This is a genomic window from Blautia sp. NSJ-175, assembly GCF_022867815.1.
Classification (GTDB): Bacteria; Bacillota; Clostridia; order Lachnospirales; family Lachnospiraceae; genus Blautia; species Blautia celeris.
Map to the genome: position 1 here is coordinate 85325 of NZ_JALIFQ010000017.1, position 24417 is coordinate 109741.

Here is a 24417-nt window from a genome sequence, read left to right on the forward strand (position 1 = left end):
TGCTTATTGTGCACAATTTTCTCAATAAGGCCTGTAAAAATTCCTATCTTTATGACTTCTGATAGGATAATCATATTTCTTTCGCCATGTTTTATCAATATCGCTATATGTGGTCACACGTCCACACAGGATTCCCTGTCATATTTGACGCACATGAAAAAGGAACAGGATATGCCTAGCCGCATTTCCTGTTCCTCTTTTCAGACTGCCTTTTATTCTGCCGGGCAGTCCCTGTATTTAATTTTCTAATCCGCCACAATATTCTGCAGCCATACTCCCTTTTTCACCAATATAAATCCAATGAGACATTTTATCATATCTCCCATCTGCACCAGTATATAGATTGCCACTACGGGCAGCAGGGTAAAATGGCTCAGAGAGAAGGCTATGGTCACACTCACTGCCCAGATGAACACACTGTCAAACAGGAAGGTGACAATTGTCTTTCCTCCTGAACGCAGGGTGAAGTAAGCGGCGTGGAGGAAGGCATTCTGCGGCATGAAGACCGCGGTTGCCATGATAAAGTATTTCGCCAGCTCCCTTGCCTCCTGGTTGGTGTTATAAAGCATGGGGAAAAGCGGCGCAAGAAGGAGCATCAGCAGAGCCACACCGGTACAGCAGAATACGGAGAAGGCTATCATCTTCGTATCTGTATCCCGGGCCTCCTTCATCTTGCCCGCACCCAGAAGCTGTCCCACCACAATGGCCACGGAATCTCCCAGGGCTATAAATACTATGTTGAATACATTATTGATGGTATTGGCAATGTTCAGGGCAGCCACCACGTTTAATCCCCTGATGGAATAACACTGGGTCAGCATAGCCATCCCGGCCGCCCAGAGAGCTTCGTTCAGAAGAAGGGGCGTACCCTTGATCAGTATCTTCTTCGTCAGCAGTGCCGGGACCTTCAGCGTGCGGTACAGCCCTTCAATATATTGGTTGACCTCTTTATGCTTGTGTGTCCAGTGAATGACAATGGCAGCCTCCACATATCTGGAAAGAACGGTCGCTATGGCTGCACCCCGCACTCCCAGTACCGGAAATCCGAATTTTCCGTAGATCAATATGTAGTTGAACACCAGGTTAATGACAACGGCCGTGATACCGGCCTTCATAGGTGTAACCGTCTCCCCGCACTCACGCAGAGTGCTGGCGTATACCTGAACCATCATAAACGGCGGAAGCCCTATCAGCATAATGTAAAGGTACTGTTTCCCGTAAGCAAGTGTAGCCGCCAGATTCTCCGCGCTGCCCTCCCCGTGAAGGTACATGCTGATAAGCTGTTCCCCTCCAATGAGGAAAACGATGACAGTGCCCACTGTCAGGATCAGAGCCATCCACAATTTATACCGGAAGGTATTGCGGATACCCTCATTATCCTTCTGTCCAAAATACTGTGCCGTAAATATACCGGCACCCGACACACCTCCGAAAATACAGAGGTTATAAACAAAGATAAGCTGGTTTACGATCGCAGCACCTGACATCTGCTCCGTACCGATTCTTCCTACCATGATATTATCCAGAAGACTGACAAAATTGGTGATGCCGTTCTGTATCATAATAGGTATGGCAATAGCCAGGATCATCTTATAAAATTTTTTATCTCCGATGAATTTCTTCATCACTCCGGTCTTTCCCATTTTTCTCTAAGCCCCCCTAAAATCAGCGATATACTACATAACTTACTACAGGAAATCTTCTTTGTAAAGAAAATAATTTGGAATATAATGACGATTTTTCGCGGGGATTTTCGTTAGAATAACAGGATTTGTTAAAAACTTCTGTATATGGAGAGATGCTTTTGGCCGGAGTTGTGTATTTTCTGTATATTAGGGCTAAATATGGCTTGCATCCCTTTCCTGTTTTCCGTATAATATAAGAAGTTCCAGGTATTGGATACGGCACATCATATATAAAATTTCCGGCCAGGTATGCCTACGGCATATCTGGTTTCTTATCCAATAACATATACCATAAATGGCATCCCGTAATTTATAGCACAGCAAGTGTGCCCCGTAAGGTATACCAAACGGTATAGAAAGGTGAGTGTTATGTTCCGCTTTATTCTTGTATGCATTGTAGTTGTAGGATTTCTTATTTTATCCATTCCGATCCTGCTGGTTGAATGGGTGATCGGTAAATTTAACCGGAGGGCAAAGGACATCAGCTCCCTGCGCATTGTCCAGGCAGTTTTCAGATGTGTCCTTAAGATTACAGGGTCTGATATCCAAATCATCGGCCATGAAAATGTCCCCCATGACACGGCAGTCCTTTACATAGGAAACCACAGAAGTTTCTTTGACATTCTTCTCACCTATGTCCTGTGCCCGGATCTGACCGGATATGTTGCCAAAAAAGAAATGGAGCCGATTCCCCTTTTGTCCAACTGGATGAAATACCTGCACTGTCTGTTTCTGGACAGAAAGGATATCAAAGCGGGTATGAAGACCATTCTGACTGCCATTGATGAGGCGAAAAACGGCGTTTCCATCTGCATCTTCCCCGAGGGAACCAGAAATAAAAATGAAAGTGAACTGGATATGCTTCCCTTCCATGAAGGCAGCTTTAAGATAGCCACCAAATCAGGATGTCCTATTATCCCTATGGCGATCACCAATTCCGCTGAAATTTTTGAGGCACATTTTCCTAAGATCAAACCTGCTAAAGTGATCGTGGAGTATGGAAAACCCATTTATCCGGACCAGCTTTCAAAGGAAGATAAAAAACGTCTGGGGGCGTATACACAGGAAACTATTTTGAATATGCTGAAGAAACACAGGGAAGACTTCTGAAGGTAAAATTTTATAGTTTATACTGCAGTTTATCGTAAAAAACGCTGTTTCGGTTATTCTATTATTATAGAAGGAATACCGAGGCAGCGTTTCTGGATTAAACAGAAGAAAAATGCCGCAGAAGAGAGGGACAAAAGAATGATGAAGAAGAAAACATACAATATGCTGACAGACCCACCCGGGCGCTCGCTGCTGTTTTTTGCGCTGCCTATGATTTTAGGGAATCTTTTTCAGCAGTTTTATAATATCGCAGATTCTGTGATCGTTGGAAATTTTGTTGGGGAACGGGCGCTGGCCGCTGTAGGTGCCTCTTATGCGATTACAAATGTATTTATTGCCATTGCTATCGGCGGAGGAATCGGAAGTTCTGTGATCATCTCCCAATGTCTCGGCGCAGGAAAGAAAGGCAAAATGAAGACAGCCGTATTCACCACGCTTATCAACTTCCTTGTGGTGAGTATTTGCCTGGGAGCGCTGGGACTTTTCCTGAATCACCGGATTCTGGGATGGGTGAATACGCCCGGAGAGGTTTTTTCGGACGCAGCGCTTTATCTGGCTGTATATTTTGCCGGGCTGCCGTTTTTGTTTATGTATAATGTGGAGGCGTCCATTTTCAATGCGCTGGGAGATTCCAGGACGCCGCTGTATCTGCTGATATTTTCCTCTCTGCTGAATATTTTCCTGGATATGTTGTTTGTCATACGGTTTCAGCAGGGGGTGAGAGGGGTTGCTGTGGGTACTCTGATTGCTCAGGGAGTGTCTGCTGTAATTTCGTTTGGGCTGCTTCTGCGGAAGCTGAAGGGGTATGAAACAGATGAACACTGGCGTGTATATGATGCCGGGCTTATGTTTTCCATGGTAAGGATTGCGGTTCCCTCTATTATCCAGCAGTCTATTGTGCAGATTGGGATTCTTCTGGTTCAGTCGGTTGTCAACAGCTTCGGAGCTTCTGTGCTGGCCGGTTATTCCGCGGGAATGCGAATCGAGTCTATCAGCATTGTGCCTATGCTGGCTATGGGAAATGCCATGTCCACCTTCACTGCCCAAAATGTGGGTGCCGGACAATTGGAACGGGTGAATAAGGGATATCGGATGTGTTATGCAGCGGTGCTGAGTGCCGGGGCATTTCTGTGTATTCTCTATCAGTTGTTTGGGAATGTGTTCGTCTCAGCGTTTTTGGACGCCGGAAATGGAAGTGCCGCTTTTCAGACGGGACTGGATTATGTGAAGTTTCTTTCGTTCTTTTACGCTTTTATCGGGCTGAAAGCATCCACAGACGGACTGCTGCGCGGGGCCGGGGATGTGAAGGCTTTTACAGTGGCTAATCTTGTGAATCTCTCTATCCGGGTGGTCGTGACAAATGTGTTCGCGCCGGTGTATGGCATTCAAGTGGCATGGATGGCTGTGCCTATGGGGTGGGCCGCCAATTATGTGATATCGTTTGGGTGGTATTTGACGGGAAAATGGAGGAGGAGATGGGAGACTGTTGGGGTAAGATGAAGTTTTGCTGAATGCGGGCATATATGATATAAATGAAAGACCTGGGTTTATGTGGGATTATGTCAGTGGGGATGCAGGTATTTCTCGGGTCTGCACTGCTGTTAAGATTGGTTTGAGGATTCCCTTCCGCTATGGGGGTGAGGGAATCCTCGTTTATTTTGATGGAACTATCTCCAGTGGTTATGGTACTTGATTATCTTTACGTGAGCTTTAAGACAGTCTAAAATATTGATCATTCTTCTATGTTATTCAGAGACAGCATAAATAAAAGTACCGGAGGTTCATTCCACCATAACTTTGCAGCGCTTTTTGCAGCATGCTATTCCAAATTTTAATATGTGATTTAGCCCGAGTGCTTTTAGCTCTTCCGTATAGTTTTTCTCCTTAATTTGCCGCAATGCCTGTCTGCATCCCGCCTCAAGGTTGGAGTCCTCAGAATATTTTAACTCTACCACAATGCCTAAATCTTTTTCTTCAATTTCTACAAGTATATCGCTGTAACCATCTCCGGATTCACGATTGGACCATACACCCCAGCTATCCTTAAATCCAAGCAGTCCCAGCAAAATCCCATGATAAAAATTCTCTTTTCTATATTTTCCCACAAAAGTATCTCTGATACTGATAGTTTTTCTAAGATAGGCATTAAAGTACATTTCCACTCCTGCTGCATCACCATTTTCAAATGCATCGCAGAACATATTTAATGTATCTCCATCTCTCTTCGTCATATCCTGGAACCATTCCATAATCTGTCTCGTAAATATCTTTCTCACTTCCTGGTTAGGAATTACCAGGTTAAATATATCATCATCAGATTTTCCCTGCTGTGTCAGATACCCTGTAGTAAACAGAACACTCCATATATTATCTGTATCGCTGTACAATTCACGATAGGTTAATTCCTGCCGGATTTCTTTTCTAACTGCTTCCCCCTCAACCAGGCGCTCAATCTCACGTTTTGTTGTATTGCTTTCCGCATTTTCTATAAAGTATCTGACAGACTGATTGCTGCTGGTATTGGACCAGTAATCCTTTGGCTGTACTTTGGGATCAAATCTGAGTTCATCACAATAGCATATCACATCCCAGGGACAATAAACATGAACATCACCAAAACGATAACCGTCATACCAATCCTTTATAGTTTCATAGGACGCAGTAAGTCCATAGTATTCCAAAAGTTCTCTTACTTCTTTATCTGTAAATCCAAAGTATTCATCAAACCGGACATCCGTGATGGAAAGCACTTTCATATTATTCAGCCCGGTAAAAATGCTTTCCTTTGACACCCGCAGACAGCCTGTTAACACAGCAAACTGCAGGCTGTCGTTAGTTTTTAATACCTGCTCAAACAGATTGCGTATCAGCATAATCATCTCTTCATAATAGCCATTATCAAAGGCCTTTGCCAGGGGGACATCATACTCGTCAATCAGTATAATGACTTTTTTGCCATAATGTTTCTGCAGCAGCATGGATAACGTCTTCAGACTTCCCATCAGCAGCGTGTCTGACATAGTAAAACCCTGCCTGTTGCTTTCATCCACTGCAGTCAACTGATTGTACTGCATTTTTTCTTTCTCGTTCAGGTTATTGCTTTCGGATAAAAAATAGAACCTCAGCGCTTCATTCCCAATGATGGAACGCATCATATCCCGCGCAGCTGCAAAATCTATGCCGTTTACGCCTTTCAAGCTAATTGAAATAACTGGAAATGCGCCCATATATTCTTTGCAAAGGCTTGTTTCTTTTGAAATTTCCAATCCATTAAATAACTTTTCTGTATATGTTATGTCACCCTCAATGTCCAAAAAGCTTTTCAACATACTCATGTTAAGGGATTTGCCAAAACGTCTGGGGCGTGTAAAGAGATTTACTTCTCCCCAATTATATAGAAGGTCTTTGATCAGACCTGTTTTATCAATATAATAAAAATCTTCTGTCCGAATTTTTTCAAAGTTCTCTATTCCAATTGGGAGTTTCTTTTTTATTGCTGTATTCATCTTTATGCTCACCTCTTTCTGCAAGGTCTGGTCACTAAATTTGAATTCACGCTATTGCGCAGGTGATGACAAAATTCAAACAATTCAAACTTTTCTTTGATAGAGGCAAGACATTTCAATCCACACCACCGCGTAGATAGTGACATAGTAATGTATGCCAGAATCATGACCGATTCCGATTCCGATTTCAATCCACACCACTGCGAGGGTGGTGACTTATGCTGTTTAATATATTCTGTCCAACTATAATATTTCAATCCACGCCACCGCGAAGGTGGTGACCAGGGATGTAGCTGAGGATACTGCCAGAAGGCTATTTCAATCCACACCACCACGAAGGTGGTGACTTTATCTTAGGTACATTATACCACGCATTGCGTGGATTTCAATCCACACCACCGCGAAGGTGGTGACAGAATAGGAGGTAATATTTTATGCCAATCACATTGATTTCAATCCACACCACCGCGAAGGTGGTGACGATGATAGATGATTAATACAAGTACAGAGTACCAATTTCAATCCACACCACCGCGAAGGTGGTGACCCTGCTGCATCTCATATTTTACGCGATCAAACACGATTTCAATCCACACCACCGCGAAGGTGGTGACGCACAGGCGGCACAGACCGTAATAACCCATAACGATTTCAATCCACACCACCGCGAAGGTGGTGACAAAGGCAGAAGACGAAAAAAGTTCGGACGTACATTTCAATCCACACCACCGCGAAGGTGGTGACTCCATCAAACAGACGCAAAAGGAGTTCCAGGCAATTTCAATCCACACCACCGCGAAGGTGGTGACACAACACAGGCATCTGGAAATTCGAGCTTTGAAGTATTTCAATCCACACCACCGCGAAGGTGGTGACTCCTGCTGATGAAGCGGAATCTGAATGTATACAGATTTCAATCCACACCACCGCGAAGGTGGTGACTGCCCTGTTGCTATACCCGCTTGCGTAATCAACAATTTCAATCCACACCACCGCGAAGGTGGTGACGGATAAATCTCGTGATGATGATGACACGGATGATATTTCAATCCACACCACCGCGAAGGTGGTGACACAAGGCCAACAATCAAAGTGGCACCCATAATCGATTTCAATCCACACCACCGCGAAGGTGGTGACGTTTTTCGGTTTTCAAGCCCTTATCGGTCAAATATGATTTCAATCCACACCACCGCGAAGGTGGTGACTCCAGGCCCAGACCCAAACCCAGATTCAAATCCGATTTCAATCCACACCACCGCGAAGGTGGTGACGGGTTTCTGGATTTCTCAGAGGCAACAACAGGGAATTTCAATCCACACCACCGCGAAGGTGGTGACGCAACCTTTTTAGCTCATCCTCGATAAACTCTGATATTTCAATCCACACCACCGCGAAGGTGGTGACAAAGTCTTCAAAGTCTCCATCTACCATTCGTTTATTTCAATCCACACCACCGCGAAGGTGGTGACACGGAAATATTGTAAGGAGGATACCGGAATGACGATTTCAATCCACACCACCGCGAAGGTGGTGACGCAATCGATAAATCTTATTATGACATTCAGATTGGTATTTCAATCCACACCACCGCGAAGGTGGTGACTCAACTCTAACTTCCCGTACTTCTTTGCACGGTGATTTCAATCCACACCACCGCGAAGGTGGTGACAGCAAAAATGCCCAAATTTCATAGCTATTTTTGTATAAAACTTCTAATTAATAGACTCTTTCACACTAATCTCACCACCCCTTTCCCTTCTATTCCTCCTTTTTCCATCACCCAACACCCCAAAATATGGTGCGAATCTCCCAATGTTTTTCTGTTCACTTCCTATTCGCACTAGAAAATCAAAGTCGAGTCCGCTGCTATCCCCCTGTCAACTCCCATATGCTCCACTTTAGTCTTATAGTTATTCCCCAAATAATAAAACCTGAGGCTGTCAACTTCCTTATCAATAATATCCCCCAATACAGCCTTCAATGAAACACACTGTGTGTTATCAAGAATGCATTCAAAAACAGAATTCTGCACCCGTCTTCCATAATTAACACATTGTTTTGCAACCTTTCTTAGACGTCTTTTCCCGGCATCTGTCTCAGTATTTACATCATATGTAATCAAAACCAGCATCCTCTCACCTACTTCCAGAAAAATGGCGGGTACTCATCTAAATCTTCCCTCAGATAACGAGCCAAAAGCATTGCCTGGGCATATGGTATCATTCCCCACTCCACTTTATCACCCAAATACGGATGTGTGATAACATCTTTCTTTTTATTCTGCCACTCTGTCAGCAGCAGCTTCCTGCATTTATCACTGATCAATACCGCGCCATCTTCCTTAACAGAAAAATCCTTCTTATTCACCATCTTTCTATTGATCATGGTGAGCACAAAACGATCCACTAAGACAGGCCGCAGTTCCTCCATCATATCAAGTGCCAGCGAAACCCTTCCGGGCCTGTCTGTATGCATGAATCCCACATACGGGTCCAATCCCACACATTCCAGTGCCGAAGCGCACATGTTCGTCAGCAAAGTATAAAAGAATGAAAGCATTGCATTTACATTATCTAATGGTGGTCTACGGTTTCTGCCTTCAAACTTAAAGTCTTTTTTCTGCTGTAAAATCAGTTCATTAAACACACCAAAATAAACGCTTCCCGCTTCCCCTTCATATCCTCTCAACTGTTCCATACTTGTACAGCTCTTCACATAATTTAAGGACTGCTGCAAATTGACAGAGGCACGTTTTACCTCCTCAACATCAATCTGAAGTGCGTGATCCCTTATTGCTCTTTCAAGAACCCACCGTGAATTATATATTTTCCCTAAAATGCAATTACGGGCAATTACAAGACTTGCCTCATCTTCTTCGGAAACCTTGTACTGCTTCTTTCTCAAAACAACATTTCCTCTAACATTACCAGTCACTCTTGCCAGGAATCTGCCCTGGGGTGTCATGAAACAAAGTGAAATATTTCTTTCCGCACATCCTCCCATAAGTGCCGGGCTTGCACCTCTGTAGCCAAAAGAAACAATGGCTTCCAGATTATGCAGCGGAACCCTTCCCACTTCCTTTTCCTTATCAAGCACCACTACATTTTCTCCATCCAGGGAAAGGTATCCGTCGGGAGAGGTGATATATAACGTATTCAGCAATTTCTTCATTTGTCATCCTCCCCAATGGCAGATTTTATATATTCTTTTACTGAAGCCGCTTTTCCTAATTTCGGCAGACAGATGTCTTTCAGGGAACATGCGTTACAGCTTTTCGACCATTTAACCTTTGGGGTATATTTTCTGTCAAAATACTGATGCATTTCTGAAAACATGGTTCTCACCTGTTCCTTCAACTCATCGGTAAATTCTATTCTTTCCCGCCTCTTTATCTCTCCATAGAAAACGGCTCCCTCAGCGATCGTACACGACAGCATTTCCTCCAGACACATAGCCTGGGCTGTCAACTGGAGAATATCTATCTGCGTATCTTTCGGTTTCCCCCTTTTATACTCAACGGGATAGACCTGAAAGGTCCCTCGGTGCCCGTGAAGAGTGATTCCCTCCTCAGCCCGGCGAAACTCCACAATATCACATACACCGCTGACCCCCATTTCACTGGAATGTACGGGAAGCCCTCTGCTGATTACCACATCATTCCTTTTCTCTGAAGAATATGTGTCATGTGCTCTCTTATGAAGTAATTCCCCCTCCACAGTCCGGACATTTTCCTGCCACTGCTGCTCAATATGTATTAATGCCCACTGCCTTCTGCAAAAAGCAAAATGCTGGATTCCTGAGAGCATCAGGTAATCCTCTTCTTTATATTCCTTCATATTTTTCTTGAAATCTCCACTGTTTCCGGAATCTGATCTTCATGGATTTCAACGCTGTAATCCTGATATTTTCTGGGATAAATCACATCTTCATGTTTTCTGACCTCAACTGCATCAAATAATTTATATGCCGGGCAGTCTCCGAATTCTTTGCTGTGTTTAAAAATAATAAGCTCACGCACCGCCATCTTTCCTCTGGCGGCAGAATGATCGATCTCAAACATATTGATAATGGCCTCCCAGAGAAGTTCCAGATCATCCTCTGTAAATCCGGTCACCTTTCTGGCCAGGTTCGCTGAAATATATCCTTCCATTCTGTAAAGCGCATATGGAATAATATTCTTCCTTCCCATCTCTGTGCTCTTATTTTCTGCATCCTTTTCTGTTGTGATCGCAACGCGGGTTATGGTCACTTCCTGACTCACGACCGGGTCAATACTCCTGGCAAATCCAAGCTGTACAGGGCCTCTGACCTGCCCGCAGTTGAGGGCAGCTTTTACAAATGTGGTCATGACAGCTCCAAACGTACGGATATCAAAGAAGTTGCCGCACATAAAATCGCGTATCTTTTTATCCACATCCGGATCCTTCTTCTTTAACTCCTTGATTTCCTTCTCATTTGTCTTCAAATATTCGTAGGCGGTATTATCACTCCGATTAAGCGGTACATCCTCTTTAATATAAATCTTATACCCTTCCTCTTCTTCCTTTACTGCTTCCACATAATTTCTTATCTTTCTTTTGATACACACATCTGTGACAATCCCATATCCGCTTTCCGGATCGATACGGGGCAGATTACCTGCATCCGGGTCCCCGTTTGGATTTCCGTTTTCCACATCAAATAAAATCACGAACTCATACCTGTTTTTAATTATCTCTGACATCCTGTGCTTCCTCCTTATTTATCTTTATTAGTTCTCCGGCTTTTGATGATAATAACCCAATATAAACATTCCTTGCTCCTCAAGAGACAATCTTCGTGGACAAGAATCTTCCTGTTCATTTGTTATTTCTATTATATCTTGTAATTCTTTCAACAAATTTTCAAAATCGCCGACTTTTTTATGGTTTGATATTTTCTTAATATGGCTATTCTTCAATTTAAACAACACAGGAAAAATTGCTGCCGGTGTGGCACACGCCGAATTAAAATACTTATCCTTGATGGTCGCATTGATTCCCGGATTGGCTTCTTTCTGAATTGCTTCTAATACCGCGAACTCTCGTCCTAAAATATAAGCTATATTTCTACTGTTTTTATTCAGACTCACAGTTATCTCCTCCTCCTTATCATATCCATTACGGATCAAATAAGCCTTGATAATAGATGCCCTGCCCTTTGTGATCTTATGTATATGGCTGTCTTTATCATCCTGCTCTGCCCTGATCCTGCCCATTACGCCCTGGAACAGGGATGCCGGATACTGCCCTCCGGAAATGATTGCCCGGTATACAGCTCCGGCCATATTTGCGGTTGGCTTCTTATCCCTGGATTTTTTATTTACGGTTTCCTGAAGCATACGCCAGACACCCATATAACGCATTTCATCTGCTGCCGGCCGTACAATATCCATCCTGTCATAATGTTCTTTCAAATGTCTGAGGATGTTTCCGAAACTGTCCTGGTAGAAAAAACGCACTGCAATCCTGGCCGCATTCGGAGCAAGTCCCAGGATATAAAAACGCTGGTCCAAGGACAAACTTCCTTCCACTTCCTCCACGACAATAGGCTTACCCATTTCCAGACTATTAAACACACCCGCTACAATCGCCTGATTGTCAACTGTAGGTTCAACCGCTCCGCCGAATATATTTTGATATATTTCTTCACCATCCTCAGCCCAGTATACAACTGTTGTATCACCGATCTGGCTTGTATGGGACTTATCCGCAAGGAGATGATTAAGGGCTGTTGTATATGCATATGCCGCATAGGTCCCCACAGGCGCATTGTAGCCCTGTTCTTTCCCGAAAGACTCAAATGCCGGTGCGTTAAAAGATACAAGTGCCGCACCGCTGGACTGTGCCCCCGGCACTCCTTTGATCAACCCATGGATTCTGGATATTTCTGTCTTCTGCCCGGTCACAAGACAGATTCCTTCATTGTCCGTTTCAGCGCCGTCTCTGTAGATTTCCCAGGCTTCTCTCACATCATAATCATTTTGCACCCAGTCACCATCTACACAGAAGATCAGATTTGCCCCGGCTATCATCTCTTCCAGGCTATCTGCAAGCGCAGGATGTTCTGCGGCACCGCCCGGATTCCAGGTTTCAAAAAAATTCCGAACTGCGGCAGCAGCGTTTCCTTCCACCCCATCCAATATTTCCAAATGTTTTTTCTTTGCCGCAGCGAAACATTCTTCTGAACGCTTTGGTTTCCCTTTATTATCAATTCCCAGGAAATACCCCGAATTATCACACAAAAAGTTAGATGATACCCCGGAAGAACGTGTCACCATCTCGGGCACTCTCAACAGCTGCGGCTCCATTACCGTTTTCTTGCCCTTCTGCTTTTCTAACTTAAGAGGAATCACGCGTAAAAGCTCACCTTTTTCAGAAATATCCAGCGCAAAGGAGACTTTTGCCGTACACCATCCCGGGCTTGTAATTTTCTCTTTCTTTTCCAGTGCCTCATAATATCTAACCAATGACTGCAGGATCATCTGACCACCTCGCAATCCCGTACGTCAAGTACACCATTTTCCATGACTGCCCTAAAAAACATAGGAGTGATATCCTCCGGGTTCGAGTAGTCAAAATCATACAGCATGTACCCTAAATCCTTTACTGTATCCGGATAAGCCGTCTCTACCTCCTCTTCTTCAAAAAGCTCAAAGTTCACCGGAAATTCTCTGCATCCGAAATACGGCATATGATAACATTGCCCTCTGCGCAGACGCCTCATAATAATGTCCTTAAATTTGCCGCAGTTGTCCGTCTGATTTGCCTGGTCAGTCATGTCAAAATGCGCCTCAATCACATATTCCACATCCTGCAGCAGAATGGCAGCCCTCTGTACGATCTCTTCCTTAGTGCTCAGGTACAACGGTTTATTTGCCCCATTTATAACACTCAATACATTTCCGGCCTGCACTTTGCTTTTTACTTCATTACGTCGGATACTGGTAAACTGTATGGGTTTTCTGACGTAAATCTTGTCTATCACCCAGCGAAGGCCGGGATGCCAGTAGATGGCTTCCAGAATCCCTCTTGCAGCCGACGGTGTAATGACATCGTAACTGCAACGTTCAACTTTCATTTCCGGCCGGGAAAACAGTGCCCTGTCCCCCCAGACTCTTACGCGCACACCATGGCTCATGTCTCTCCTCCTCCCGTTAATCTATTGGAATCTATATTCTGAGTTCTGCCTGCATACCTGGTATGGATGCTGCCGGGATCACACTGCAGAAATCTATTTTTCTGTCCGTAATCACCCAAACAATGCATCTCCTCTCTCGGCTTTGACAGTCAGACCTCTGTCTTCTGTGTAAAGCTCTTTGCTGCGCAGCATATAGAAATCCGTGTCTATATCTGTGCACAGCGCTTCCAGCATACCCGCCCCGTCCAGATTATTGAAATCATTTTCATAAACATTTACACAATACTGCCCTGCAGCCCTGAATAATTCCCTGGAATGTTCTCCCCTTCTCAACCGTTCCGCAATATCTGCGGCTTCCTCCTCCATATCCACCAGAATCGTCTTGGTTTCTGATTCAATAATATGGAATTTACCTGCCACATCTGCAAACGGAAAACTAAAAGACGGGATTCCCTTTTCAAAATCCTCAAGAATACTTTTGGTATCCAGACCTTCTCCCCGGAAACGGTAAAGTCTCTTGAAATATTCGTGGATTGCCTCTGGCGATGTGATGTCTTCATATTTTCCCGTAATTTGTTTCGCTGCAGATATGGGCAGCTTCAACTGCGCAGGAATATGTACGTCCTCATCCTGCTCCAGGGTGAACACCATTGTCTCACAATCCACTCTGTTCCTGTTCCCCTCCCTATTGCATCGGCCTGCTGCCTGAATCACAGAATCAATTCCGGCAAGTTCCCTGAAAACAGAGGCGAAGTCAAAATCAACACCGGCTTCTACCAGACTCGTTGCAATCAGCTTACACGCCCTTCCATCCTTCAGCCTCTCTGTTATTTCTTTTAATATCCTTCGTCTGTGCGCGGGATACATATAGGTGGATAGGTGATATACATCTTCTCCCTTCAGGGATTCAAAGACTCTCTGAACACGTTTTCTGCTATTTAGGACGCATAATACCTGATCTTTTTCTTCAAGATATGAAATCAGATCTTCCTCTGATATCTCACCAATGTTTATGACTTCTGTTCTTTTGAAGAACTCATACTGTCCCTTAACATTTGGGCATATCTCCTCTGCTTTCATAAAGTCCGGAAAAAAATCTTTCAGTGCCGGCTGTGTCGCTGTGCACAGAACCGCGGTACAGTGATAATTATAGATCAGTTCACTTATTGCCCGGATGCATGGCTTCAGGTAATTCACCGGGAGCATCTGCGCCTCGTCGAAAATGATAACGCTGTTGGAAATGTTATGTATTTTACGACATTTAGAAGATTTATTTGCAAAGAGGGATTCAAAAAACTGGACGTTTGTGGTGACTACCACCGGTTTATCCCAATTTTCTGCCGCCAACTGCATGTTTTCCAGTTCCTCGGTATTGTCACAGACTACACTGCAGTGGTTTTCCAGGACATTCCTGCTGCCCAGGATTTCTTTAAAGACCCGGGCGTTTTGTTCTATGATGGACGTATAGGGAATGACGTAAATAATACGTTTCAGATTATGCTCTCCTGCATGCTGCAGGGCAAATGCCAATGACGATATGGTTTTGCCTCCGCCGGTGGGAACTGTCAGCTGATAAAGCCCCTGCTGCTTTTTACCTTTTTCCAGGCACGCCCGCAGAATGGCTGAACGTCTTCCATTCACTGTATTTTCATCATAATTTGTCAGCCAGGAGGCTATATGCTCATACAGCCTGTCAAACAACTGCTCTATAGAATCATAATTTCCTCTGGTATTGCTTTCCGGCCTCATAAAATGCTCCGTATCCAGATAATCTGCATCTACCAGACAGGAAAAGAGCATACGGATAAAAAAAGCTGCGCTAAACCCGCCTCGTCCTATAGGTTTCAGCGGCAGGGCCGGAAATGCCGGTATTTCAATCTCTTCCTTAAAAGCCTGATAATCTTTCAGTTCTTTTTTCATTCTTCCATAAAATGCTGCCGGTTCTGCAGGTGAACCGCCGTCTGGCAGACCGGAATGATGACCGGCTACACAATATGCCTGCATGACATTTTTATTGCGGTATAGTTCCTGAGCACCCGCAGTTGCATGATCGACTTTCGCACCTCCGCGCAGACGCTTCTGAAATTCAGCGGAATATTTTCCGATATCATGAACCAGACCACAGCCGTACCCCCATTCTTCACTGTCAAAAGAAGCTGCAAATTCAGCGCTTAATTTAGCGACTCCCTCCAAGTGTTCTCTGATGGTCTGTTCTCTTAATTTATCATCACTTATATGGGCTAAATACATTTATCTTCCTCTATTTTATCTCTCGGTTACATTTCCATTATACACCATGTATACATTTTGCACAATATTTATTGTATTTTATTGTTGTATTGCGTCATTTTTACTATATTAATCGCATGCTTATTCAAAATTGAGTGTTTGGTGGTCTTTGATATTTATTATATAAGCAGAATTGAGGAATACGCCCGGAAACAAACAGATAAATGTCTCATCATAAAGCCAAAGACATTCTGCAGTGCCTGTAAAGTCCACTGCTATTCCGAAGAAATGAAAAGATGTGATAAAGAAGTGATGAAATATGCCTGACTCAGAATGCTGTTCCATCATCCTGTTTTTGCCGTCCTGCATGGATATGTAACTTCAAGGCAAAACACAAAGAGTAAAAAACACAAATGCCAACAGATGAACCCGCCTGCAGGCCATATACGGCAGATTCATCTTTTTTTACAGACATCCATTATCTTTTTACATATCCAGCATCCTAAATATACCCCTAAGGTATTATGGATCATGTCATCCCACTCAAAAAGCCCACGTTTTAATACTAACTGTAAAAATTCAATACAAAATGACACTGACAGTCCTGCCGCGGTTATCCTCATCACCCCAACACGTCTGCCAAATGCCGCGTACAGCAGCACTCCCATGGGCATCAGCAGAAGTACATTCAAAAATATTTCCTCTGCCATGGATACGCTGCGATTCTGTATGGTAAAAACATAGGACCAAAAAGGCATCAGTTCATATTTCATTTCCGGATAAGGATTCCGTGAGAAAACGGTGGACAAAAAAACAATATACAACCAGACAAATACACCTGCTATACAGACTGCCTGCCCTGTCTTTATTATTTTTCTTTGTACCATGAAGATGAGGACAGCAGCCAGCAGGATACTGAGAATCAGGAACAATATAATCTGCTTCTGCGATATCTTCGGAAAATGATTATTGAATATTTCTATTAAGTCCATATATCTGACAACTGCCTTTCTTCTGCTGCTAATGCGCAGATTTTCCTGCTTCATGTAAATAAATCCCTGTGACAGCTTTATTCTTATTTTACTCCTGGTTTTTAGATAATAAACAAAACAACGTGGGAATAACTGCAAATTTTTCAGTTCTGGATTTTACTTTTAACCCCGCCTCTATAAATTATACGCCGGAGTGATATTTAGAAAATCTCTTCCATTTTAACGTCTGGTCATCACGATGTCAACTTTTCATAAAAGCACATCACTTTTCAGCATTGTCCGCATATAACAGTCTATCTCTTCGCACTTACACCAAAATCATATTTTATTCTGCAGTATATAACACAGCAGACAACATTACCCCCAAATGCATGAATATGCAAAAATATTTATAAGCCTTCCTTAATTTCCATCATTACACCTTACTTTTATCCACTAATCTGCAACAACAGTAGCATAAAATAGTAATAAATGGTATACTGAAACAAAATATAAAAGGAAGTGTACTCATGATTTTCCATAAAACACCCCCTATTTTGCCATTCACAGCCCGAATCCGCCAATCATGCCTCCGACAAAATCAATGGCCCCTCCCCAAATGTAAATACCGCAGGGATATTAATACACAGCCGATAATCTACGGCCTATCATACCAAGGAGAATTTCATATGACAGAGAAATTGATCGTAAAAAATCTTGTAAAAGAATACGACGGAGAACAGGTTCTAAAATCCCTTTCCTTCGTAGTAAAGGAAGGGGAATTCCTCAGTGTCCTCGGCCCCAGCGGCTGCGGCAAAACAACACTGTTAAGAATCCTCATCGGTCTGGAATCCCAGACCGCAGGAGAAATACTGCTGGACGGAAAAGACATAAGCAAGCTTCCCGCATCCCAGAGAGGAATGGGAATCATATTCCAAAATTATGCCTTATTCCCCAATATGACAGTTCTGGAAAACGTAGAGTATGCCCTGAAGATCAAACCTGAAACAAAAGCAGACTCAAGAAAACGTGCCGAAAGAACCTTAGACATGATTGGCATGAGTGACCAATTGAACAAAAAGCCCCATCACCTCTCAGGAGGCCAGCAGCAGAGAGTTGCAATTGCCCGCACTCTCGCCTTAAACCCATCCATTGTTCTGCTCGATGAGCCAATCAGCGCACTGGATGTTGAAAATAAGGAGATCATGAAGAGGGAACTGAAAGACATTCAGAAAAAATTCCATTCCACAATGATCTATATCACCCATGACCAGGAGGAGGCCTTCTTCCTGTCCGACAGGATCATGGTAATGAGCAACGGGACGATTGAACAGCTGGACAGCCCTCTGGAAATATACAATAGCCCTGCGAATGAATACATCCGAACATTTGTGGTGAACCATTTAAACCAGAAATTTGATTCTTTATCAAAATGTATCGGCAGATTGTAGGACGGAGGAGATATGAAGAACAGAACCTTTCAGAGCCTGAAACTTTTCATAGGCATATTTTTAATTCTGCATGTTTTATGCCCAATCATCGCCTTAGCTACTCATATTTCCTATGGTGATATCAGTGAAGTCCTGTCAAGCGCACAGTTTGCCCCAATGCTTTGGAATTCATTTCTTTCATCGCTTGTGACTACTATTGTCTCTGTAAGCATTGCCCTGCTTCTGGCATGGTGTGTCAACAGGTCAAATATCCGGCATAAGGGTGTATGGTCCGTGATATTCACGCTGCCAATGCTGATCCCGTCTATTTCCCATGGTATGGGGCTGACACTGTTATTTGGTGACAATGGATTTTTTACAAATCTAACCGGGATCAACATCCATTTATATGGATTGACCGGAATTGTGATCGGCGCAACTTTGTATTCCTGTCCGATGGCGTTTTTAATGCTGACAGATATCTTTCAATATGAGGATTTTACGGTATATGAGATGGCAGATGTGCTGGGGCTTTCTAAGAAACAGCAGTTAAAGGCAATTACACTTTCAAATCTTAAAAAACCGTTAATCTCCGCTTTCTTCGCCGTGTTTACCGTCGTATTCACGGATTATGGTGTGCCGTTAATAGTAGGCGGGAAAATGATGACTCTGCCGGTCTATATGTATCGGGAAGTTATTGGGCTGCTTGATTATTCAAAGGGCGGAATCATCGGGGTCATTCTGCTGATTCCGGCAGTGATTGCCTTTATTATTGATCTGTTAAATAAAGATAACGGGACAAACAGTACAATCACAAAACCGTATGTGATTGGGAAGAACAGGAAACGAGATATTTTTTCCAGGGTTGTATGTGTTGTAACTCTTGTTTTGATCAGCCTTCCGATTATTACGTTTGTCATTTTGAGTTTTGTGAAACAGTATCCTGTAGACTTTAGTTTTACCTTTGACAATATAACGGAATCTCTGGATCTGGGGATTGGCGGGTATCTGCTGAATTCGCTGTTTATCGGGCTGACGACAGCTCTGGCCGGTACATTGATTACATATTATGCTGCATTTGTGACGGCGCGCTCAGGGAAAAACTTTTCTTCCATGGCTATTCATTTGATTTCTCTGGTTTCCCTGTCATTTCCCGGTATTGTGCTGGGTTTGTCCTATGTACTGTTCTTTCAGGGAAGCTTTGTTTATGGAACGATCGCAATTTTGATCACAGTAAATATCACTCACTTTTTTGCATCGCCGTATCTGCTGGCTTATAATTCGCTTTCTAAGTTTAACAGTAATCTGGAGGATGTCGCGTATTCTCTGGGAATCTCTAAGATGAAAATGCTGGTTGATGTGTATATGCCGTGTACAAGAGGAACGATTCTGGAAATGTTCAGCTATATTTTTGTAAACTGTATGGTGACCATTTCGGCGATTTCCTTCCTGGCAAATTTCAGAAATATGCCGCTGGCGCTTCTCATCCCGCAGTTTGATTCTCAATCACTGATTGAACCTATTGCATTTATTTCCATTATTATTTTGCTGGTCAATGTAATTGCAAAGGGCGTGATCTATTTCCTGAAAATGTATTTTGCAAGGAAGGAGAATTGAGGGATGAAGAAAATATTAGCGGGGTTAGTTGTTGTAATCATGGTTTTATATTTTGCGATAAATAAGCAGGAAAGCAATACTTTAGTGATCTATTCTGCGCTGGAGCAGTACAGGAATGATGATCTGAAGGCTCATCTGGCTGAGAAATTCCCGGATTTGAATGTGCAGATCATGTATATGCCCACTGCTAAGGTTGCTGCTAAGATTCAGACAGAAAAAGAGCACTCCGATGCGGACATTGTGCTGGGGGTTGAGACAGGGTATATGGAGAAAATGAAGGACTCACTGGCTGATGTGGCAGAATATTCACATTTGGATTATATTGACGGTATGCTGCCGGAGCATGGGAAGTATTTGATATGGGAAAGTTATGGGGGCGGATTTGCGGTAAATACGGAGATTTTGAAGAAATATGGGATTGCGGAGCCGAAGACTTACGAGGACTTGCTGAAACCGGAATTTAAGAATAAGATATCTATTCAAAATCCAAAATCCAGTTCTACGGGGTATAATTTCTATCTGAATCTCAGGAATATATGGGGAGAGGAGAAGACGCTGGAGTATTTTGATAAGCTGAATGATAATGTGAAACAGTATTCCGAGTCGGGTTCCGGGCCGGTGAAGCTGCTGATCCAAGGGGAGTGCGCTGTGGGTACGGCGCTTACTTATCAGGTGGTGACGGAAATCAATAATGGCAATCCGCTGAAGATGATCTATCCGGAATCCGGATCGCCGTATTCGCTGGATGGGGTTAGTGTTGTGAAGGGGAAGGATGATAAGGGGGATGTAAGGGATGTGTTTGAGTATTTGGTGAATGAGTATTTGGTTTATGATAAGGACCATTATAATCCGGGGAAAATATTGAAGGGGCAGAAAAGTGAGATGGAGAATTATCCGGAGGATATTAAGTATGCGGATATGACGGGGATTGATGATTTGGGGTTGAAGGATGAATTGCTTGGGAAGTGGAAGTATTGAGGGGATTAAAAAATGGGAAGGAGTTCAGCAGGGCGATGGCCCTGCTGAAACTGTTTTTCGCGTTATTTTAGAGAGTGTGAAACTTTTTCTGTAAAATAGGATTTATAAGGTTCTTCTATGATAAAATAAAAATCATAGGAGGGCCTTTTATTATGGCAAGACAAAAGAAACCAGTACACAGAGTACAAATGACGGAAGGAAAGCGCAGCATTATCCATCAGCTTTTGGAAGAATACGATATTCAGACAGCTGAAGACATTCAGGATGCCCTGAAAGATCTTCTTGGCGGAACCATCAAGGAAATGATGGAGGCTGAGCTGGATGATCACCTGGGATATCAAAAATCGGAACGCTCAGACAATGATGATTACCGGAACGGTTTCAAACGAAAACGGGTCAACAGTAGTTACGCTTCCATGGAAATCGATGTGCCGCAAGACCGAAAATCTACCTTTGAACCACAGGTGGTCAAAAAACGCCAGAAAGACATTTCTGATATTGACCAGAAGATCATTTCCATGTATGCGAAGGGAATGACTACCCGGCAGATATCTGAAACTATTGAAGATATCTACGGATTTGAGACCTCGGAAGGATTTATTTCTGATGTTACAGACAAGATCCTTCCTCAGATCGAAGACTGGCAGAACCGTCCTCTGGATAATGTCTATACCATCCTTTACATTGACGCCATCCACTATTCTGTCCGTGACAATGGTGTGATCCGCAAGCTTGCCGCCTATGTCATCCTTGGGATCAATACAGAAGGAAAGAAAGAGGTACTGACAATCCATGTGGGAGAGAATAAAAGTTCAAAATACTGGCTGTCTGTTTTAAATGAACTGAAGAACCGGGGGGTAAAAGACATCCTCATCATCTGTGCGGACGGCCTTACGGGAATAAAGGAAGCCATTGCTGCCGCATTCCCCAAAACAGAATATCAGAGATGCATTGTCCATCAGGTAAGAAACACTTTAAAATATGTTCCAGATAAAGACAGGAAGGCATTTGCCGCAGATCTAAAGACCATCTACCAGGCAGCTGATGAAAAAAAGGCGCTGGCAGCACTTGACCGGGTAACAGAAAAATGGACGCCCAAATATCCGAATTCCATGAAGCGCTGGAAGGATAACTGGGATGCCATATCCCCAATTTTCAAGTTTTCAGCAATGGTCAGGAAGGTCATATATACGACTTATGCCGATATCGGCATAGTACGACAAATGCCATTGAATCGCTGAATTCCACTTATCGAAAGCTGAACCGCCAGAGAAGCGTATTTCCAAGCGACACAGCGTTGCTCAAAGCGTTATATTTAGCAACCTTTGAGGCCACAAAGAAATGGACCACAACCATCCGGAACTGGGCTCAGGTGTATGGAGAATTAAGTATCATGTACGAAGGACGGCTTCCGGAGTGATCGAACATGAGCAAATAACAGGCGGATTTACCGCCTGCTGTTGACATGCCTTTTTGTAACTGTTATATATAAAGTAAGGGTGAAAAGCCTATTCTTAAGACTTTTCACCACTCATTATCATAGAAGAATCTTATTTACAGACTTTTCTTCATAGTCTCTTATTTTAAGCAACATTTTTTTCTAATCTTTAATTAATATTTAATTAGACTTAATTTTCTCATTGCTTTTTTTGTTTCAAAAGATTATGAAATATCTTGTGTTTTTTACCAGCAGTGTATCCTGGTTTTTTACGCATAATGACAGCCGCTAAATTGAGTGTTTTATTCATATATTTATGTACTGTAGTTTTACTTAGATGAATTCCGTATCGTGACAGGAATACACGCATAACTCTGTGTCCTACAGTTCAGTTGTTGTTGTAATAAATATACTTAATCCTTACATAGATGGTCTCACGCTGCTTATGATATTCACCTTTCGTATTTTTTAAATAATTATAATAGCCATTAGGGCTGATGCCGAATCTATGGCAAAGCCACCTTAAACCAAAATAATCTTTGTTATTGTCAATGAAACGATATACCACTAATCGATTTCCTTTGCGAAGAATGCCGCTGCTTTTTTTAAGAACTCTATCTCTTTATCTTTCTCACGAAGTTCCTGATTTAGGCGTCGGATTTCCTTGGCAGAATCACTTTCACTTGTTTTAGGAGTGGTATTTTTTTTATATTGGCATTCTTCACTATATTTCTTTGCCCATTCTGAAACGGTGCTTTTGGCAATGTTATATTCCGTAGCTATTTCTACTGTTGATTTATCACCAGCCATATAGGCTCTTACAACTTCTCTTTTGAAGTCATCATTGTAACGTACTGACATCTCTTAGTCCTCCTTGGATAATAAATAAATTTTATCATATTATCCGAACAGGGTGTTACAAATTTAGTATACCACTACAGGTAATCTTCTGGGTTCCGTTTTTCATGCGATTTCTGATCGCCCAACGAATATTTGCGGATATGCTGCGCGACTCCTCCTGCGCAATTGAAGCCATCAGGCTGAGTACCATATCCGTCTTATCATCCAGGAAATACAACCGTTCCTTTTCAAAATAGATTTCAACCGGCGGATCCAGCTTCTTCAATTTCCGAATATTCGTCAAACAATCCACTGTGTTCCTGGCAAATCGACTGATAGACTTTGTAATGATCATATCAATCTTGCCGTCCTCACAATCCTGAATCATCTGATTAAACTGCTCCCTATGTTTTGTCTGAGTTCCACTGATGCCTTCGTCAGCATATATTCCTGCCAATATCCAGCCATCATGAGCCCCTATGTACTCCGTGTAATACTGAACCTGCAGCTCATAACTGGTTGCCTGTGCCTCTTCATCCGTACTTACACGGCAATATGCTGCAACTTGCTTAAGCTGCGCTATCTCTCCAGGAGCAACCACTCCCTTCGTTGCCGGAATAACCTGAACCTCAAAAGACTTATTTGAAATCATAATCTTCTTTTTCTTCTTGGTTTTTCTCACCTGCAACACTGGCGCTGTTGGAGATGGATCTTCCGCTTCCACTAATTGCTGTATGGCTTCCTCAGAAACGTCTAATAATATGTTGTTACCCTCATTCAATTTCTCTTTTTCACCCCCTTTCTGCACCAGTCTATTTCACACTATCAACCACCACATAGACTGTTTGAAAAGAGAAAAATAGCCCTCTCCGCCAGAGTAATTACTCCAGCAGAAAGGGCTTTCTGTTTACACTTCTTTATTCTTTAATAATCTGGCTATGGTCGATTGTGCTATGCTGTCAAATAGTCCCTGTCGGATACCTTCCTCTGCAATAGCCTTCTGAGTCCATCTGTTCATTCCTTCTGGTGGATCACTGGAAGCAATCTCAAATATCTTTGCCACCACCTCAGGAGTCAGTTTACTGGGACTCTTACTATAATCTGTTCTATGAACAACTCTGTGCTCTTTGGTCTCCACTCGTTTTTTCCTACTAACTGCCGCTTCAACTCCGTTCATACCATAAGTCTGCCGAACTGTCTGCACTGTTGTATGCGTTGTTCCCAGGCGTTTCGCCACTTCTGGAACAGACAACTTCTCTTTATTATTTTCATCTGATAATAAAACGATCCTCGCACGAAGCTTAATCCTGTCAGAAGACTCATCATCCGCAAGTATGGAATTTAACATCTCAATATCGTCATCACTCAGAATAATCTTGTATTTTGTCTTTGCCATATCATCACCACCCATAAGGATTGTACCTCTATATTCCGCCATAAGCAAGTTTAATT

Annotated in this window: 19 protein-coding genes, 1 pseudogene and 1 CRISPR repeat array; of the genes and pseudogenes, 7 read left to right on the plus strand and 13 right to left on the minus strand. The window is 43.0% G+C overall.

The window, feature by feature from the left end; all coding sequences use genetic code 11:
* Positions 1–245 precede the first annotated feature (245 nt).
* The gene (locus MUB35_RS22285; protein ID WP_081960410.1) at positions 246–1643 is read right to left on the minus strand and encodes an MATE family efflux transporter; all 1398 of its coding nucleotides are present in this window, start codon (positions 1641–1643) and stop codon (positions 246–248) included.
* Between the two features lie 411 nt (positions 1644–2054).
* On the opposite strand from MUB35_RS22285, the gene MUB35_RS22290 reads away from it, so the two are divergent.
* Positions 2055–2795, plus strand: a complete 741-nt coding sequence (locus MUB35_RS22290) for a lysophospholipid acyltransferase family protein (RefSeq protein ID WP_227246591.1) — start codon at positions 2055–2057, stop codon at positions 2793–2795.
* Positions 2796–2936: 141 nt separating this feature from the next.
* Positions 2937–4295: an MATE family efflux transporter gene (locus tag MUB35_RS22295; protein WP_244806884.1), complete on the plus strand. Its 1359-nt coding sequence runs from the start codon at positions 2937–2939 to the stop codon at positions 4293–4295.
* A gap of 281 nt (positions 4296–4576) precedes the next feature.
* Here the strand turns inward: MUB35_RS22295 and MUB35_RS22300 are convergent, their stop codons facing one another.
* From MUB35_RS22300 to cas3, 8 genes are all read right to left on the minus strand, one after another.
* Positions 4577–6301, minus strand: coding sequence for an AAA family ATPase (locus tag MUB35_RS22300; RefSeq protein ID WP_244806867.1), 1725 nt, complete (start codon positions 6299–6301; stop codon positions 4577–4579).
* A 112-nt stretch (positions 6302–6413) separates the two neighbouring features.
* Positions 6414–7973: direct repeats of the CRISPR family, unit length 32 nt; unit sequence ATTTCAATCCACACCACCGCGAAGGTGGTGAC.
* 171 nt (positions 7974–8144) lie between these two features.
* The gene (gene cas2 / locus MUB35_RS22305) at positions 8145–8435 is read right to left on the minus strand and encodes a CRISPR-associated endonuclease Cas2 (protein WP_033141982.1); all 291 of its coding nucleotides are present in this window, start codon (positions 8433–8435) and stop codon (positions 8145–8147) included.
* An 8-nt stretch (positions 8436–8443) separates the two neighbouring features.
* On the minus strand, positions 8444–9475 hold the full coding sequence (gene cas1c / locus MUB35_RS22310) for a type I-C CRISPR-associated endonuclease Cas1c (RefSeq protein WP_118594100.1): 1032 nt from the start codon (positions 9473–9475) through the stop codon (positions 8444–8446).
* Positions 9472–10140: a CRISPR-associated protein Cas4 gene (gene cas4 / locus MUB35_RS22315; RefSeq protein ID WP_244806868.1), complete on the minus strand. Its 669-nt coding sequence runs from the start codon at positions 10138–10140 to the stop codon at positions 9472–9474. Before cas4 ends, cas1c begins: the two co-directional genes overlap by 4 nt.
* Positions 10137–11027, minus strand: coding sequence for a type I-C CRISPR-associated protein Cas7/Csd2 (gene cas7c / locus MUB35_RS22320; protein ID WP_033141980.1), 891 nt, complete (start codon positions 11025–11027; stop codon positions 10137–10139). Before cas7c ends, cas4 begins: the two co-directional genes overlap by 4 nt.
* A 27-nt stretch (positions 11028–11054) precedes the next feature.
* The gene (gene cas8c, locus MUB35_RS22325) at positions 11055–12806 is read right to left on the minus strand and encodes a type I-C CRISPR-associated protein Cas8c/Csd1 (protein WP_244806869.1); all 1752 of its coding nucleotides are present in this window, start codon (positions 12804–12806) and stop codon (positions 11055–11057) included.
* On the minus strand, positions 12803–13462 hold the full coding sequence (gene cas5c / locus MUB35_RS22330; protein ID WP_244806870.1) for a type I-C CRISPR-associated protein Cas5c: 660 nt from the start codon (positions 13460–13462) through the stop codon (positions 12803–12805). The genes cas8c and cas5c overlap by 4 nt, the downstream gene beginning before the upstream one ends.
* Positions 13463–13573: 111 nt before the next feature.
* Positions 13574–15712 carry a CRISPR-associated helicase Cas3' gene (gene cas3 / locus MUB35_RS22335; protein WP_244806871.1) on the minus strand — a complete coding sequence of 713 codons (2139 nt, stop codon included), beginning with the start codon at positions 15710–15712 and terminating at the stop codon, positions 13574–13576.
* Between the two features lie 141 nt (positions 15713–15853).
* Here cas3 and MUB35_RS31060 point away from each other — a divergent pair, with 141 nt between their 5' ends.
* Complete coding sequence (locus MUB35_RS31060) at positions 15854–16018, plus strand: nitrous oxide-stimulated promoter family protein (RefSeq protein ID WP_197064112.1); 165 nt, start codon at positions 15854–15856, stop codon at positions 16016–16018.
* 128 nt (positions 16019–16146) lie between these two features.
* Here the strand turns inward: MUB35_RS31060 and MUB35_RS22340 are convergent, their stop codons facing one another.
* Positions 16147–16737 (minus strand): VanZ family protein, encoded by a 591-nt coding sequence (locus MUB35_RS22340; protein ID WP_244806872.1) that lies wholly within the window; start codon positions 16735–16737, stop codon positions 16147–16149.
* Positions 16738–17351: 614 nt separating this feature from the next.
* Here MUB35_RS22340 and MUB35_RS22345 point away from each other — a divergent pair.
* The 4 genes and pseudogenes from MUB35_RS22345 to MUB35_RS22360 all read left to right on the plus strand — a co-directional run bounded on the left by MUB35_RS22345 (position 17352) and on the right by MUB35_RS22360 (position 22107).
* Positions 17352–18113 carry an ABC transporter ATP-binding protein gene (locus MUB35_RS22345; protein WP_054353592.1) on the plus strand — a complete coding sequence of 254 codons (762 nt, stop codon included), beginning with the start codon at positions 17352–17354 and terminating at the stop codon, positions 18111–18113.
* A gap of 12 nt (positions 18114–18125) precedes the next feature.
* Positions 18126–19709 carry an ABC transporter permease subunit gene (locus MUB35_RS22350; protein ID WP_033141974.1) on the plus strand — a complete coding sequence of 528 codons (1584 nt, stop codon included), beginning with the start codon at positions 18126–18128 and terminating at the stop codon, positions 19707–19709.
* A gap of 3 nt (positions 19710–19712) precedes the next feature.
* Positions 19713–20687 (plus strand): extracellular solute-binding protein, encoded by a 975-nt coding sequence (locus MUB35_RS22355; protein WP_227246606.1) that lies wholly within the window; start codon positions 19713–19715, stop codon positions 20685–20687.
* A 152-nt stretch (positions 20688–20839) separates the two neighbouring features.
* Positions 20840–22107 (plus strand): annotated as a pseudogene (locus tag MUB35_RS22360) (IS256 family transposase).
* Between the two features lie 585 nt (positions 22108–22692).
* Here MUB35_RS22360 and MUB35_RS22365 read toward each other — a convergent pair.
* The 3 genes from MUB35_RS22365 to MUB35_RS22375 form a co-directional block, all read right to left on the minus strand.
* The gene (locus MUB35_RS22365) at positions 22693–22986 is read right to left on the minus strand and encodes a helix-turn-helix domain-containing protein (RefSeq protein ID WP_244806873.1); all 294 of its coding nucleotides are present in this window, start codon (positions 22984–22986) and stop codon (positions 22693–22695) included.
* A gap of 55 nt (positions 22987–23041) precedes the next feature.
* Positions 23042–23746: a recombinase family protein gene (locus tag MUB35_RS22370; RefSeq protein ID WP_244806874.1), complete on the minus strand. Its 705-nt coding sequence runs from the start codon at positions 23744–23746 to the stop codon at positions 23042–23044.
* Positions 23747–23872: 126 nt separating this feature from the next.
* Entirely contained in the window at positions 23873–24376 is a 504-nt protein-coding gene (locus MUB35_RS22375) for a helix-turn-helix domain-containing protein (protein WP_244806875.1), read from the minus strand.
* Between the last annotated feature and the right edge of the window lie 41 nt (positions 24377–24417).

What these genes read in the sequence shown, in the direction of transcription:
- MUB35_RS22290 (WP_227246591.1), top strand. Translation starts at nt 2,055, where the DNA reads ATGTTCCGCTTTATTCTTGTATGCATTGTAGTTGTAGGATTTCTTATT.
- MUB35_RS22340 (WP_244806872.1), bottom strand. Translation starts at nt 16,737, where the DNA reads ATGAAGCAGGAAAATCTGCGCATTAGCAGCAGAAGAAAGGCAGTTGTC.
- cas5c (WP_244806870.1), bottom strand. Translation starts at nt 13,462, where the DNA reads ATGAGCCATGGTGTGCGCGTAAGAGTCTGGGGGGACAGGGCACTGTTT.
- cas4 (WP_244806868.1), bottom strand. Translation starts at nt 10,140, where the DNA reads ATGAAGGAATATAAAGAAGAGGATTACCTGATGCTCTCAGGAATCCAG.
- MUB35_RS22285 (WP_081960410.1), bottom strand. Translation starts at nt 1,643, where the DNA reads ATGGGAAAGACCGGAGTGATGAAGAAATTCATCGGAGATAAAAAATTT.
- MUB35_RS22375 (WP_244806875.1), bottom strand. Translation starts at nt 24,376, where the DNA reads ATGGGTGGTGATGATATGGCAAAGACAAAATACAAGATTATTCTGAGT.
- MUB35_RS22300 (WP_244806867.1), bottom strand. Translation starts at nt 6,301, where the DNA reads ATGAATACAGCAATAAAAAAGAAACTCCCAATTGGAATAGAGAACTTT.
- cas1c (WP_118594100.1), bottom strand. Translation starts at nt 9,475, where the DNA reads ATGAAGAAATTGCTGAATACGTTATATATCACCTCTCCCGACGGATAC.
- cas8c (WP_244806869.1), bottom strand. Translation starts at nt 12,806, where the DNA reads ATGATCCTGCAGTCATTGGTTAGATATTATGAGGCACTGGAAAAGAAA.
- MUB35_RS22350 (WP_033141974.1), top strand. Translation starts at nt 18,126, where the DNA reads ATGAAGAACAGAACCTTTCAGAGCCTGAAACTTTTCATAGGCATATTT.
- MUB35_RS22295 (WP_244806884.1), top strand. Translation starts at nt 2,937, where the DNA reads ATGAAGAAGAAAACATACAATATGCTGACAGACCCACCCGGGCGCTCG.
- cas3 (WP_244806871.1), bottom strand. Translation starts at nt 15,712, where the DNA reads ATGTATTTAGCCCATATAAGTGATGATAAATTAAGAGAACAGACCATC.
- cas7c (WP_033141980.1), bottom strand. Translation starts at nt 11,027, where the DNA reads ATGTCAGAGATAATTAAAAACAGGTATGAGTTCGTGATTTTATTTGAT.
- MUB35_RS22365 (WP_244806873.1), bottom strand. Translation starts at nt 22,986, where the DNA reads ATGTCAGTACGTTACAATGATGACTTCAAAAGAGAAGTTGTAAGAGCC.
- cas2 (WP_033141982.1), bottom strand. Translation starts at nt 8,435, where the DNA reads ATGCTGGTTTTGATTACATATGATGTAAATACTGAGACAGATGCCGGG.
- MUB35_RS22345 (WP_054353592.1), top strand. Translation starts at nt 17,352, where the DNA reads ATGACAGAGAAATTGATCGTAAAAAATCTTGTAAAAGAATACGACGGA.
- MUB35_RS22355 (WP_227246606.1), top strand. Translation starts at nt 19,713, where the DNA reads ATGAAGAAAATATTAGCGGGGTTAGTTGTTGTAATCATGGTTTTATAT.